Origin of the sequence: Pseudomonas sp. PDM01, from assembly GCF_014852325.1 — a bacterium.
In the GTDB taxonomy this organism is placed as follows: domain Bacteria; phylum Pseudomonadota; class Gammaproteobacteria; order Pseudomonadales; family Pseudomonadaceae; genus Aquipseudomonas; species Aquipseudomonas migulae.
In genome coordinates, this window is sequence record NZ_JACVBK010000005.1 from 291480 (window position 1) to 303971 (window position 12492).

General features: G+C 60.2%; 12 protein-coding genes. 10 read left to right on the forward strand and 2 right to left on the reverse strand.

The window, feature by feature from the left end; translation table 11 throughout:
- Nucleotides 1-696, reverse strand: a complete 696-nt coding sequence (locus tag IB246_RS15045; protein WP_008040832.1) for an OmpA family protein — start codon at nt 694-696, stop codon at nt 1-3.
- 189 nt (nt 697-885) lie between these two features.
- Between IB246_RS15045 and IB246_RS15050 the strand changes: the two genes are divergently transcribed.
- From IB246_RS15050 to IB246_RS15065, 4 genes are read left to right on the forward strand one after another with little or no spacing between them, the layout of a single operon-like run.
- The gene (locus IB246_RS15050) at nt 886-1383 is read left to right on the forward strand and encodes a DUF6231 family protein (protein WP_008031670.1); all 498 of its coding nucleotides are present in this window, start codon (nt 886-888) and stop codon (nt 1381-1383) included.
- A gap of 4 nt (nt 1384-1387) precedes the next feature.
- Nucleotides 1388-1864: a YchJ family protein gene (locus IB246_RS15055; RefSeq protein WP_008040831.1), complete on the forward strand. Its 477-nt coding sequence runs from the start codon at nt 1388-1390 to the stop codon at nt 1862-1864.
- Nucleotides 1865-1911: 47 nt separating this feature from the next.
- On the forward strand, nt 1912-2406 hold the full coding sequence (locus IB246_RS15060; protein ID WP_008040830.1) for an LEA type 2 family protein: 495 nt from the start codon (nt 1912-1914) through the stop codon (nt 2404-2406).
- Nucleotides 2403-2612 carry an SEC-C metal-binding domain-containing protein gene (locus IB246_RS15065; protein WP_007906737.1) on the forward strand — a complete coding sequence of 70 codons (210 nt, stop codon included), beginning with the start codon at nt 2403-2405 and terminating at the stop codon, nt 2610-2612. Before IB246_RS15060 ends, IB246_RS15065 begins: the two co-directional genes overlap by 4 nt.
- A gap of 186 nt (nt 2613-2798) precedes the next feature.
- Here the strand turns inward: IB246_RS15065 and IB246_RS15070 are convergent, their stop codons facing one another.
- Nucleotides 2799-3356: a cysteine hydrolase family protein gene (locus IB246_RS15070; protein WP_008040827.1), complete on the reverse strand. Its 558-nt coding sequence runs from the start codon at nt 3354-3356 to the stop codon at nt 2799-2801.
- A 1181-nt stretch (nt 3357-4537) separates the two neighbouring features.
- Between IB246_RS15070 and IB246_RS15075 the strand changes: the two genes are divergently transcribed.
- The 6 genes from IB246_RS15075 (at nt 4538) to IB246_RS15100 (ending at nt 12489) form a co-directional block, all read left to right on the forward strand.
- A complete protein-coding gene (locus tag IB246_RS15075) occupies nt 4538-6988 on the forward strand; it encodes a penicillin acylase family protein (RefSeq protein WP_008039257.1) in 2451 nt (816 codons plus the stop codon).
- A gap of 199 nt (nt 6989-7187) precedes the next feature.
- The gene (locus IB246_RS15080) at nt 7188-8222 is read left to right on the forward strand and encodes a ligase-associated DNA damage response exonuclease (RefSeq protein ID WP_008039258.1); all 1035 of its coding nucleotides are present in this window, start codon (nt 7188-7190) and stop codon (nt 8220-8222) included.
- Nucleotides 8219-9907, forward strand: a complete 1689-nt coding sequence (locus IB246_RS15085) for an ATP-dependent DNA ligase (protein WP_008039259.1) — start codon at nt 8219-8221, stop codon at nt 9905-9907. The genes IB246_RS15080 and IB246_RS15085 overlap by 4 nt, the downstream gene beginning before the upstream one ends.
- Nucleotides 9908-10214: 307 nt before the next feature.
- Nucleotides 10215-10997 carry a transporter substrate-binding domain-containing protein gene (locus IB246_RS15090; protein ID WP_008030070.1) on the forward strand — a complete coding sequence of 261 codons (783 nt, stop codon included), beginning with the start codon at nt 10215-10217 and terminating at the stop codon, nt 10995-10997.
- 56 nt (nt 10998-11053) lie between these two features.
- Entirely contained in the window at nt 11054-11782 is a 729-nt protein-coding gene (locus IB246_RS15095; protein ID WP_008030068.1) for an ABC transporter permease, read from the forward strand.
- Nucleotides 11779-12489 (forward strand): ABC transporter permease, encoded by a 711-nt coding sequence (locus IB246_RS15100; protein WP_008030066.1) that lies wholly within the window; start codon nt 11779-11781, stop codon nt 12487-12489. The genes IB246_RS15095 and IB246_RS15100 overlap by 4 nt, the downstream gene beginning before the upstream one ends.
- Nucleotides 12490-12492 lie beyond the last annotated feature (3 nt).

A 12492-nucleotide genomic window follows, 5' to 3' on the forward strand; every position in this document is an offset into this window, starting at 1 on the left:
CTAGCGTTGGATTTTGATTTCGGTGCGACGGTTCTGTGCACGGCCGTCGGCGGTTTTGTTATCGGCCACCGGCTGACTTTCACCGGCACCGGAAACAGACACGAAGTTGCTGCGCGGCACGCCTTCCTGGATGAGGTATTCAACCACCGAGTGAGCGCGTTTATCCGACAGTTTCTGGTTGTAGCTATCACTGCCCACGCTGTCGGTATGGCCAGTAACGGTCAACTGAGCAGTAGGGGCTTCGGCTTTCAAACGAGTGGCGATCTTATCGAGCACCTGTTTGTCAGAAGGGGTGAGTGTGGCTTTGTCGAACTGGAAGTGAACATCGCGGATGACGATGGTTTCTTCCTTGACCACAACCGCCTCTTCAACCACTGGCGCAGGGACTGGTGGTGGGCAACCGTCGGCATCGACCTTCACGCCTCTAGGCGTGCCCGGGCACTTGTCGCGGCTGTCCGGCACGCCATCGCCGTCTTCGTCGCCATCACCGTGAACCCAGCAATAGGCAGCGGCCGTACCGCCAACCAGCAGAGCGCCGTACCCTGCCCATGCCGAGCTCTCGGTCGCGCCGAGACCCGCACCGATTACACCGCCGACTGCCGCACAGGTCGGCCAGTCGGTTTTCTGCAAACCTGCGCAACCAGTCAACACACTGGTTAGCAGAACCAAGGGTAATGCTGTCCGAACTATGCTCATCTAGTTTTCTCCTGAGGGATCGGCTTAGAACCGATTCAGGTAGTAAAGACCCGAGCTTTAATCTCCGCCAGCAATAGGCCATTGCAGTTTTATCCAGTGTTCACGGCTGATCGACACTTTTAGCGCGACGGCGCTCTATATCTGGGCCTTCGGGCAGGCTAGTCTTGGCGCTCTGATTGAGGAACTTCGATGATTTCAGGTATTTCTTCGCGCACGCCCCAGCAGGCGCTGGCCGCTTTGCTGGATCGTTATGCCCCGCTCCGCCTGTTGCTGATCGGCGCGAGCGAATTCCCCGCGCTGGAAGCATTCAAGCTGGCGCACCCGGACACCTGCGTCGCCCACGCGGCACCCGGACCGTTGCCGGCCGAACTGGCGGCGCGCCGCTTTGATCTGGCGCTGGTGGTCGATTGCCTTGAACACTTGCCCAAACGCGATGGCCTGAATTTGCTCGGCGGCATCCGCAACCTCAATGCCAGTCGCATTGCGGTGCTGGCGGACTTGCCGGCCAGTGGCTGGCAGGAGACAGATTTTTTCTCCCTGGCCCTGCAAGCCAGCGAACGCTTCCAGCGCGACGAGCAAGTACTGACCCTGTTCACCTACGATCTGCTTGACTACAAACAAGTCCCCGACTGGCTCAACTCACGGTTCTGGGCCAATCCGGAAAACTTCGGGAAATACTGGTGGTAACGCAATGAGTACATCCATTTGCCCTTGCGGCAGCGGCACCCTGCTGGACGCCTGCTGCGGTCATTACCATGCCGGGCACCCGGCGCCTTGTGCCGAAGCGTTGATGCGTTCGCGCTACAGCGCTTACGTGTTGGGCCTGATCGATTACCTGGTAGCGACCACCCTGCCCGCGCAGCAGTCCGGCCTTGATCGTCAGTCCATCAGCGACTGGAGCGCGCAAAGCACCTGGCTCGGCCTGGAAGTGGAAAGCTCCGAGGTGTTCGGCGGTCAACCGGAACACGCGTTCGTGACCTTTACCGCACGCTGGCACGATGGCAGCGGCGAACACAGCCACCGCGAGCGCTCGTCGTTCGTGCAGAACGCCGGCCACTGGTACTTCATCGACCCCACTGTGCCACTCAAGGCCGGACGCAACGACGCCTGCCCATGTGCCAGCGGGCAGAAATTCAAGAAGTGTTGCGCGGGGTATTTCGCCAGTTGAGGTGATTCGTGAAGGGCTAGACTGGGGATCAAGGGAGAAACACAACCATGATCAGCCGACGTCGCGTCCTGCATACGCTCACCCTGCTCCTGTTTCTCGGACTTGGCGGCTGTGCGTCCTGGTTCAGCGACGATGAACCGGAACCTGAAGTGCATCTGGTCAAGGTCGAAGTGGTCCGGGCGAAACTGATGGAGCAACGTTTCCTGTTGTTCTTTCGCGTCGACAACCCGCGCGACAGCGACCTGACGGTGCGCGGTCTCGAATACCGGATTCACCTGGGCGATATGTTGCTGACCGAAGGCGAGCACGAACACTGGTTTACGGTCGGTCCCAAGCACAGCGCATATTTCAAAGTGCCGATCCGCACCAACCTGTGGCCCAAGGTGCGGGATCTGGTGAAACTGTTGAAAAAACCCGAGCAACCTATCCCCTATCGCCTGGAAGGTGAGCTGGAAACCGGTGTGTTCATCGCGCACTACGTGCACCTGGCGCGCAAAGGCGTGATAATCCCCGCCGATTTAATTCCGGAGCACACCCGATGACCCAGCAACCCCACGTCCATGGCCCTGACTGCAATCACGATCATGACCATCACGACCACCATGATCACGACCATGGCCATGTCCACGGCCCGAACTGCGGCCACGCTCACCAGGAGCCGGTGCGCAACGCCCTGAAGGACGTCGGCCGCAACGACCCTTGCCCGTGCGGCAACGGCAAGAAATTCAAGAAGTGCCACGGCGCTTGATGCTTCGGGCGATGTTTTTCATCGCCTGTTGAATCGCTTCGCCGGCAAGCCGGTCTCGCTCCCACACTGGATTCGTGAATGACACAATCCCCTGTAGGAGCGAGGCTTGCCCGCGAAAAAGGCACCGCGATTATTCAGGCAAACCGCGTCATCTTCTTCGCGGGCAAGCCTCGCTCCTACAGTCACTCAGTCGGTCATCAGGATCAGCGCACTGCTGACGACCGTGGCGTATTCGCCGTGCAGATTGCCCAGCGACATCGCATGCACCTCTTCAGCTGAATGCGCATTGCCGAAATAATCCGCTTTGTCGAACGTGAAGCACGCATCCTCCGCCACCCACGTATCAAACCCCAGGTTACCGGCCGTTCGCGCCGTGGACTCCACCGAGTTGTGGGTCGCGACGCCCACGATGACCAACTGATCGATCCCCGCCTCGCGCAAACTTGCCTCCAGCGCCGTCGTACAAAACGCATCCGGCACCTGTTTCTGAATCAGTTGCTCGCCGGCCAATGGCTGGAACCGCTCCTGAAACTCCACGCCCGATTGCTGCGGCCAGAACACTGAGTCCGGTGAACGGGACAGGTGCTGTACGTGGATCACCGGCCGCCCGGTTCGCCGCCATAGCCCCAGCAAATCCAGAATCCGCGCTTCGGCCTGAGGGTTATTTCGCCGGCCAAGCCTTGGCTCCAAAATGCCTTTTTGTTGATCGATGATGATCAGTGCTGCGTTGGTCTTGAGCTCCATGCTGACTTTTCTCACGCGAGGTTATTGAGTTTCACGCACTTGAGCATCACCGCCTCCTACAGGCAAGTCCTCGATCGCAAACGGGACGATCTGATGTTCGCGGTTGCTGTCTGAACTTCACGACGCAGCTACGAATACAGCAAGGTGAATTCGGCTAAGGCTTGAGAGTGATCGATTGGGTGTATATCCGGTTCTTCGGTAACGGCTGCTATTGGTTTCGCCCTTACGGCGAGTCACTTGGAAAAGCCCCAAGTAACCAAGGGCTCTTGCCCCTTTCGTTCGGCCCTTCGCTAAGGCTCAGGGTCCCCTCGCTCCGGTCCTGCTCCGTGGGCCCGCCGCCATCGGCCATCCATGGCCGGGGGCGGCTAACCCGGCATCCATGCCGGGTTGCCCACTGCGCAGAACCTGCGCTCGGCCTCTCGAGGGGGCGCTCAGATCAAAAGCTGAAGGCGAGCTAACGCTCGGCCTGATGAGTGGTGAAGATCAAAAGCGTACGCCGATCCCTGTAGGAGCCGGCTTGCCGGCGAAAAACGTCTAGGCGATGCGTTCATTCAGACAGCCCGCGTTATCGTTGACGCCCATCGCCAGCAAGCTGGCTCCTACAATTTCGAACTGTGTGAACCCAATCCCTGTAGGAGCCGGCTTGCTGGCTCCTACAGGGGAGCGGTGTACATGTCCGGAATGAGTGAGTGCAGCAGAGAAAGATAATGCGGTCGACCAAAGAGCCAGGTCGGCTTTCAGGCCGCCTCGGCGGCTGTGGCGGTAGTCGCCCCCTCGAGAGGCCGAGCGCAGGTTCTGCGTAGTGGGCAACCCGGCATGGATGCCGGGTTAGCCGCCCCCGGCCAGGGATGGCCGATGGCGGCGGGCCCACGGAGCAGGACCGGAGCGAGGGCATGCCGAGCCACAGCGAGGCACCGAACGAAAGGGGCAAGAGCGCTTTGGTTACTTTCCGCCGGGCCGCGCAGGCTTTTCGAAAGTGACTCGCTGTAAAAGCGAAACCAATAGCCGCCGTTACCCCAAAAATGGATATGTACTCCAAACAAAAAAACAACAGCATCAACCCCAACCATCACGGTTTATCCGACAAATCCTGAAATAACCCCCTACCCTGCTTGCGCGGCCACCTCCTGCTCTCTAACGTAGCGCCTTTACTGACGCTACCCCCCCGCAGGAGCTTTGCCATGGCCTCGCCAGCCCTCACACATTTTCTTCCCCGGTTCGGCGTTGCCGCAGCAGTGGCCGGTGTTTTGAGCCTCTCCGGTTGTCAGACCTGGAACGCCCAAGACACGCTCCCGCCCACCACCGGCGTGCAGCCACTCAAAGGTCTGGCGCAAAACGTTTCGGTGCGCCGTAACGCCATGGGCGTGCCGTTGATCGAAAGCAGCAGCTTCCACGACGCGCTGTTCACCCTCGGCTATGTACACGCGAGCGACCGCATCACCCAGATGGTCACCCTGCGCCTGCTGGCCGAAGGCCGGTTGTCGGAGATGTCCGGTTCGGACCTGCTGGACGCCGACCGCTACATGCGCGCCGTCAACCTGAAGAAAAGCGCCGGCGAGTTGTACAAGGCCTCTTCGCCGCGCCTCAAACGCTTCTTCGAAGTCTATGCGCGCGGGGTCAACGCCTACCTGTTCCGCTACCGCGACAAGCTGCCGGCCGATCTCACCGCCACCGGCTACAAACCCGAATACTGGAAACCGGAAGATTCGGCGCTGATTTTCTGCCTGCTGAATTTCAGCCAATCGGCGAACCTGCCCGAGGAAATTTCCTCGCTGGTGCTGGCCCAATCAGTCACCACCGACAAACTCCCGTGGCTGACACCGTCCGCCCCCGACGAAAAACTGCCGGTGGCCGAAGCCGAAAAACTTCAGGGTCTCAAGCTCAACGGGGCGATTCCAGGCCTCGCCGAAATCAGCAAAGCCACCGGCCAACTGTCCGATCTGAATCTGCTGGGCGCCACATCATCGAACAACTGGGCGATTGCCCCGCAACGCAGCCGCAGCGGCAAAAGCCTGCTGGCCAGCGACAGCCATGGGCCGCTGGGCGTGCCGTCGCTGTTCAGTTACGTGCAGATTCGTGCGCCGAAATACCAGGCGTCCGGCGTGACCATCGCCGGTTTGCCGATGGTGCTAGGAGGCTTCAACGGCAAAGTCGCGTGGAGCATGACCTCGGTCATGGGCGACAACCAGGACCTGTTCCTGGAAAAAATCCAACGCCAGGGCAACGGTCTTTCCTACGAAGTCGGCGGCAAATGGCAGCCGGTTATCGTTCGCAACGAAACCTATTTCGTCAAAGGCCAGCGGCCGATTCGCGAAGCGGTGTACGAAACGCGCCACGGGCCGCTGCTCAACAGTGCCAAAGGCACGGCGCTGGGCAACGGTTTGGGCCTGGCGTTGCAGACACCGAACTTCACCGATGACAAATCCCTGGACGCGTTTTTCGACCTGTCTCGCGCACAAACCGTGGAGAAAGCCTCGGACGCCAGCCGTGAAATCCGTGCGATCACGCTGAACCTGGTCTTTGCCGACGCCAGCAATATTGGCTGGCAAGTCACCGGTCGTTACCCGAACCGCCGCGAAGGCGAAGGCCTGCTGCCATCGCCGGGTTGGGAAGGTCGTTATGACTGGGACGGTTACGCCGACGCGATGCTGCACCCGTACGATCAAGACCCGGCGCAAGGCTGGCTCGGCACCGCCAACCAGCGGGTCATTCCCCATGGTTACGGCATGCAGCTGTCCAATTCGTGGTCGGCACCGGAGCGTGGCGAACGCATGGCTGAACTGGCGGGCGTGGGCAAACACGACACGCGCAGTGTGATCGCCATGCAATACGATCAGACCACCACGTTCGCCGCCAAACTGAAAAAGATGTTTGCAGCGCCGGGCATGGCCAAGCCGCTCAAGCAGGCCATTGAAGCCCTGCCGGTAGCCGATCGCGGCAAGGCGAACGAAGCGTTTACCCGCCTGATGGCGTTCGACGGCAAACTCGCCGCGACCTCCGCCGATGCAGCGATTTACGAGCTGTTCCTGCAAGAAAGCGCCAAGCAAACCTTCCTCGACGAACTGGGCCCGGAAAGCAGTCCGGCGTGGAAAGCCTTTATCGCCAACGGCAAGTTGTCCTACGCGGCGCAGGCCGATCATCTGTTGGGGCGTGAAGACAGCCCGTTCTGGGATGACGCACGCACGCCGCAGAAAGAAGACAAACCGGCGATTCTCGCCCGCAGCCTCGCGGCGGCCATCACCGCAGGCGACAGTCAATTGGGCGGCGATCACAAAGCCTGGCAGTGGGGCAAACTGCACCGCTATGAATGGAAGAACGCCAGTGGCCAGACCGTGCGCGGTCCGCTCGCGGCCGGCGGCGATCACACCACGTTGAACACGGCGGCGTTCGCCTGGGGCCAGGACTTCAACACCACGCTGGCACCGGCCATGCGCTTCATCGTCGATTTCGGCCAGACCGAACCGCTGATGGGCCAGAACGGCACCGGCCAATCGGGTAACCCGGCGAGTCCGAACTACCTCGACAGCGTTGATCCGTGGTTGAAGGGGCAATACGTGAGTCTGCCGATGCAGCCGCAGAACTTCGACAAGGTCTACGGGACCAAGCGGTTGACGCTGACACCCGGCAAATAACGCAATTCCCCCTGTAGGAGCTGGCTTGCCAGCGATGGTCGTTAACGATTACGCGCACTGCCTGGTTAAACGCGGTGCATGTGAGTCCATCGCTGGCAAGCCAGCTCCTACAGGGATGTTATTTACTGTGAAGTTTCGATAGAACTTCTGACCTCGCCCAAACCTCATAGCTAACAAGTCCCTCCATTTTGGTAACAACATGGATCTTGTTATCGCGCGCCCAGAAGGTTTGTACTGCCCCGCCGGGGATTTCTATATCGACCCGTGGCGGCCAGTCGAACGTTCGGTCATCACCCACGCCCACGGCGATCATGCCCGAGGCGGCAACCAGCATTATCTGGCAGCCGCGCCCGGCGAAGGCATCCTGCGCGCGCGACTGGGCCAGGACATCAATCTGCAAACCCTGGCCTATGGCGAGCGGTTGCTGCATCACGGCGTCACCCTGAGCTTCCACCCCGCCGGCCATGTGCTCGGTTCGGCGCAGGTGCGCCTGGAATATGGTGGCGAAGTCTGGGTCGCCTCCGGGGATTACAAAATCGAACCCGACGGCACCTGTGCGCCGTTCGAACCGGTGCGCTGCCACACATTCATCACCGAATCGAACTTTGGCCTGCCGATCTATCGCTGGCCGCCTCAGGCGCAGGTGTTTGCCGAAATCAATCAGTGGTGGCAAGCCAATGCCGCCGAAGACAAGACCAGCGTGCTGTTCTGCTATGCCTTCGGCAAGGCGCAGCGGATTCTCCACGGTATCGACGCGCGCCTCGGCCCCATTCTGGTGCACGGCGCTGTCGAGCCGCTCAACCGGGTGTATCGAGAAAGCGGCGTTTACCTGCCACCAACGATCCACGCTGGCGAGGTGAAAAAGAGCGACCCGATGATGCGCAAGGCGCTGGTCCTGGCCCCGCCCTCGGCGGGCGGCAGCAGCTGGATGCGGCGCTTCGGCGATTACAGCGATGGCTTCGCCAGTGGCTGGATGCGCTTGCGTGGCACGCGTCGGCGACGGGGAGTGGACCGGGGTTTTGTACTGTCGGACCACGCCGACTGGCCAGGCCTGCTCTGGGCAATCGAACAGACCGGTGCTGAACGCGTGATGGTCACCCACGGTTCGGTCGCGGTCCTGGTGCGCCATTTGCGCGAACAAGGTCTCGACGCCCAGGAATTCACCACCGAGTACGGCGACGACGAGGAAGACATCACCGACACCGAACCGCAAAGCGCCGAGGTGCTGCCGTGAAGGCCTTTGCCCGGTTGTACGCCGAGCTCGACGCGACAACGTCCAGCAACGCCAAACTGGCAGCGATGCAACATTACTTCGCTCAGGCCGCCCCGGAAGACGCCGCCTGGGCGGTGTACTTTTTGTCCGGCGGGCGACCTCGGCAACTGGTGCCGGTGCGCATCCTGCGTGAACTCGCCGAGGCGTATTCCGGCCTGTCGCCGTGGTTGTTCGAAGAGAGTTATCAGGCGGTGGGCGATCTGGCGGAAACCATCTCGCTGGTGCTGCCCGAATCGCCCCACAGTTCCACCGACGGGTTGGCGGTGTGGATCGAAGACAAACTGCTGCCCTTGCGCGGCGAATCTCCCGACGTGCTCGCCCAGCGATTGCCCGAACTCTGGTCGCAACTGGACCGCCCCGGCCTGATGCTCTGCATCAAACTGATCACCGGCAGTTTTCGCGTCGGCGTCTCCAAGTTGCTGGTAACCCGCGCCTTGGCAGCGATGGCGCGGCTCGACAGCAAACGCGTGGCTCAGCGACTGGTGGGTTACACCGACCTCTCCAGCCGTCCCAGCGCAGCCAGTTACCTGAAACTGATCGCCGCCGAGTCGGCCGATGAACACTCACAACGGGGCGGCCAGCCGTATCCGTTTTTTCTCGCTCACGCGTTGTCGCAGCCGGTGGAGCAATTCGAAACCCTGCTCGGCCCCGCCAGCAACTGGCAAGTGGAATGGAAGTGGGACGGCATCCGCGCCCAAGTGGTCAAGCGCGATGGACGACTGTGGATCTGGTCGCGCGGTGAAGAATTGGTCACCGAGCGTTTTCCCGAATTTGACAGCCTGGTTCACGGCCTGCCGGACGGCACGGTGATCGACGGTGAGATCGTTGCGTGGAAAACCGCACTACCGAACACCGAAGATGCCTTCGATCCACTGTCGCCGAACCCACCGGCGGTGCAACCGTTCGCCCTGCTGCAACAGCGGATCGGCCGCAAGACCCTGGGCAAGAAAATCCTCGATGAAGTGCCGGTGGTTGTACTGGCCTTCGACTTGCTGGAATGGCAAGGCGCAGACTGGCGCAACCAGCCTCAAGCCAGGCGGCGCACCCAACTGGAACAGGTCATCACCCAGTGCAACAACCCGGTGTTACTGCCCTCCCCGGTGTTGACCGGAAAAGACTGGCCCGACCTCGCCCGCCAACGCGAAGCCTCCCGCCGCCTCGGCGTCGAAGGCATGATGCTCAAGGCCCGGGATGCGCTGTATGGCGTCGGCCGCACCAAGGACATGGGCGTCTGGTGGAAGTGGAAAGTCGACCCGTTCAGCATCGACGCCGTGTTGATTTACGCGCAACGCGGCCACGGTCGCCGAGCCAGTCTGTACAGCGATTACACGTTCGCGGTGTGGGACAGCCCGCCCGGCGCCAGCGAGCGCACGCTGGTGCCATTCGCCAAGGCGTATTCAGGGCTCACCGACGAGGAAATGCGCCAGGTCGACAGCATCGTGCGCAAGACTACGGTGGAGACATTCGGCCCTGTGAGCAGTGTAAAACCGAGCCTGGTGTTTGAATTGGGGTTTGAGGGGATCGCCTTGTCCAAGCGCCACAAGAGCGGGATTGCGGTGCGGTTTCCGCGGATGCTGCGGTGGCGCAAAGACAAGAGTGTTGACGAGGCTGACAATCTCGCCGCCCTGCAGAATCTTTTGAGTTAACCAATCCCCTGTAGGAGCCGGCTTGCTGGCGATGAACGATAACTCGGTCATTCTGAATCACCGCGTCGATCCGATCGCCAGCAAGCCGGCTCCTACGAAAAGCTTGATCACGTGTTCAATGACGGTGCAGCTATTTCCCGGCGCCCGTTTTCGTGCATAAATCCCGTCCAGCCATTTCTTGAATCACCTTTTAAAACGCTTGTTCGGGACTCTGGTTCGGAAATTGCTACTTTCAATAGGTCTTACGCTTTCCAGTAACAATAATTCTGCGCCACAAGCGCTCATATTGGTTCTTAGGGATTGAATAATGAAAAAAGCATTGCTGACCCTTTCTGCACTGGCGTTGTGCATGGCTGCCGGCTCCGCGCTGGCCAAGGAATACAAAGAACTGCGTTTTGGCGTTGACCCTTCCTACGCACCGTTCGAGTCGAAAGCGGCCGACGGTAGCCTGGTGGGCTTTGATATCGATCTGGGCAATGCCATCTGTGCCGAGCTGAAGGTCAAGTGCAAATGGGTCGAAAGCGATTTCGACGGCATGATTCCGGGCCTGAAGGCCAACAAATTCGACGGTGTGATCTCTTCGATGACCGTCACCCCGGCCCGCGAAAAAGTCATCGACTTCTCCAGCGAGCTGTTCTCCGGCCCAACCGCCTATGTGTTCAAGAAAGGTTCCGGCCTGACCGAAGACGTCGCGTCCCTGAAAGGCAAGACCGTAGGCTACGAGCAAGGCACCATCCAGGAAGCCTATGCCAAGGCCGTGCTGGACAAGGCTGGCGTGAAAACCCAGGCCTATCAGAACCAGGATCAGGTGTATTCGGACCTGATGTCCGGTCGCCTCGATGCCGCGATCCAGGACATGTTGCAAGCCGAACTGGGCTTTTTGAAGTCGCCAAAGGGCGAAGGCTACGAAGTCAGCAAGCCGGTTGACAGCGAATTGCTGCCAGCCAAAACAGCTATCGGTATCTCTAAAGGTAACAAAGACCTCAAGGCACTTTTGGATAAAGGTATCAAAGCGTTACACGATGATGGCACCTACGCCACCATTCAGAAGAAACACTTTGGCGATCTGAATCTGTACAGCGGCAAATAATGCCCGGCGCCCATCTCGCGATGGGCGCTTTTTTCATCCGATCAGGTTGCTGATTTATGTTCGAAAACCTATTACAAAATCTGGGGCTCTCAGCCTTCAGCCTCAAGGGCTTCGGTCCGTTGCTGATGGAAGGCACCTGGATGACCATCAAATTATCGGCGTTGTCGCTGCTGGTGGCCGTGTTGCTCGGCCTGCTCGGCGCCAGTGCCAAACTGTCAAAAGTCAAACTCGTGCGCGTCCCGGCACAGGTCTACACCACGCTGATTCGCGGCGTGCCGGACCTGGTGCTGATGCTGCTGATTTTCTACAGCCTGCAAACCTGGTTGACGTCGTTCACCGATTTCATGGAATGGGAATACATCGAGATCAACCCGTTCAGCGCCGGGGTCATCACCCTGGGCTTCATTTATGGCGCGTACTTCACCGAAACCTTTCGTGGCGCGATTCTCGCGGTGCCACGGGGCCAGGTCGAAGCGGCCACCGCCTATGGCCTCAAGCGTGGCCAGCGGTTCTGGATCGTGGTGTTCCCGCAGATGATGCGTTTCGCCCTGCCGGGTATCGGTAACAACTGGATGGTGATGCTCAAGGCCACCGCGCTGGTGTCGATCATCGGCCTCGCCGACCTGGTCAAGGCTGCCCAGGACGCCGGCAAAAGCAGTTATCAACTGTTCTACTTCCTGGTGCTGGCTGCGCTGATTTACCTGCTGATCACCAGCGCCTCCAACGTCATCCTGCGCTGGCTTGAACGCCGCTACGCCGCTGGCTCCCGGGAGGCCGTACGATGATCGAACTCCTGCAGGAATACTGGAAACCCTTCCTTTACACCGACGGCTACAACATCACCGGCCTGGCCATGACCCTGTGGCTGCTCAGTGCGTCGATCTTCATCGGTTTCCTCGTGTCGATCCCGCTGTCCATCGCCCGGGTGTCGCCGCATTTCTACATTCGCTGGCCGGTGCAGTTCTACACCTACCTGTTTCGCGGGACGCCGCTGTATATCCAGCTGCTGATTTGCTACACCGGCATCTACAGCCTGGCCGCCGTGCGAGAGCAGCCGATACTCGATGCGTTCTTTCGTGACGCGATGAACTGCACCATCCTCGCCTTCGCCCTGAACACCTGCGCCTACACCACGGAGATTTTCGCCGGGGCGATTCGCAGCATGGCCCACGGTGAAGTCGAAGCGGCCAAAGCCTACGGCCTGACCGGCTGGAAGCTGTATGCCTACGTGATCATGCCGTCAGCCCTGCGTCGCTCGCTGCCTTATTACAGCAACGAAGTGATCCTGATGCTGCACTCGACCACCGTCGCGTTCACCGCGACCATCCCGGACATTCTGAAAGTCGCGCGGGACGCCAACTCGGCGACCTTCCTGACCTTCCAGTCGTTCGGCATCGCCGCGCTGATCTACCTGACCGTCACTTTTGCGCTGGTCGGCCTGTTCCGCCTCGCCGAACGCCGATGGCTGGCGTTCCTCGGGCCGACCCACTAGGAC

Excerpts from the sequence above, each read along its gene's own strand:
- IB246_RS15045 (WP_008040832.1), bottom strand. The coding sequence starts at position 696 with ATGAGCATAGTTCGGACAGCATTACCCTTGGTTCTGCTAACCAGTGTG.
- IB246_RS15050 (WP_008031670.1), top strand. The coding sequence starts at position 886 with ATGATTTCAGGTATTTCTTCGCGCACGCCCCAGCAGGCGCTGGCCGCT.
- IB246_RS15055 (WP_008040831.1), top strand. The coding sequence starts at position 1,388 with ATGAGTACATCCATTTGCCCTTGCGGCAGCGGCACCCTGCTGGACGCC.
- IB246_RS15060 (WP_008040830.1), top strand. The coding sequence starts at position 1,912 with ATGATCAGCCGACGTCGCGTCCTGCATACGCTCACCCTGCTCCTGTTT.
- IB246_RS15065 (WP_007906737.1), top strand. The coding sequence starts at position 2,403 with ATGACCCAGCAACCCCACGTCCATGGCCCTGACTGCAATCACGATCAT.
- IB246_RS15070 (WP_008040827.1), bottom strand. The coding sequence starts at position 3,356 with ATGGAGCTCAAGACCAACGCAGCACTGATCATCATCGATCAACAAAAA.
- IB246_RS15075 (WP_008039257.1), top strand. The coding sequence starts at position 4,538 with ATGGCCTCGCCAGCCCTCACACATTTTCTTCCCCGGTTCGGCGTTGCC.
- IB246_RS15080 (WP_008039258.1), top strand. The coding sequence starts at position 7,188 with ATGGATCTTGTTATCGCGCGCCCAGAAGGTTTGTACTGCCCCGCCGGG.
- IB246_RS15090 (WP_008030070.1), top strand. The coding sequence starts at position 10,215 with ATGAAAAAAGCATTGCTGACCCTTTCTGCACTGGCGTTGTGCATGGCT.
- IB246_RS15095 (WP_008030068.1), top strand. The coding sequence starts at position 11,054 with ATGTTCGAAAACCTATTACAAAATCTGGGGCTCTCAGCCTTCAGCCTC.
- IB246_RS15100 (WP_008030066.1), top strand. The coding sequence starts at position 11,779 with ATGATCGAACTCCTGCAGGAATACTGGAAACCCTTCCTTTACACCGAC.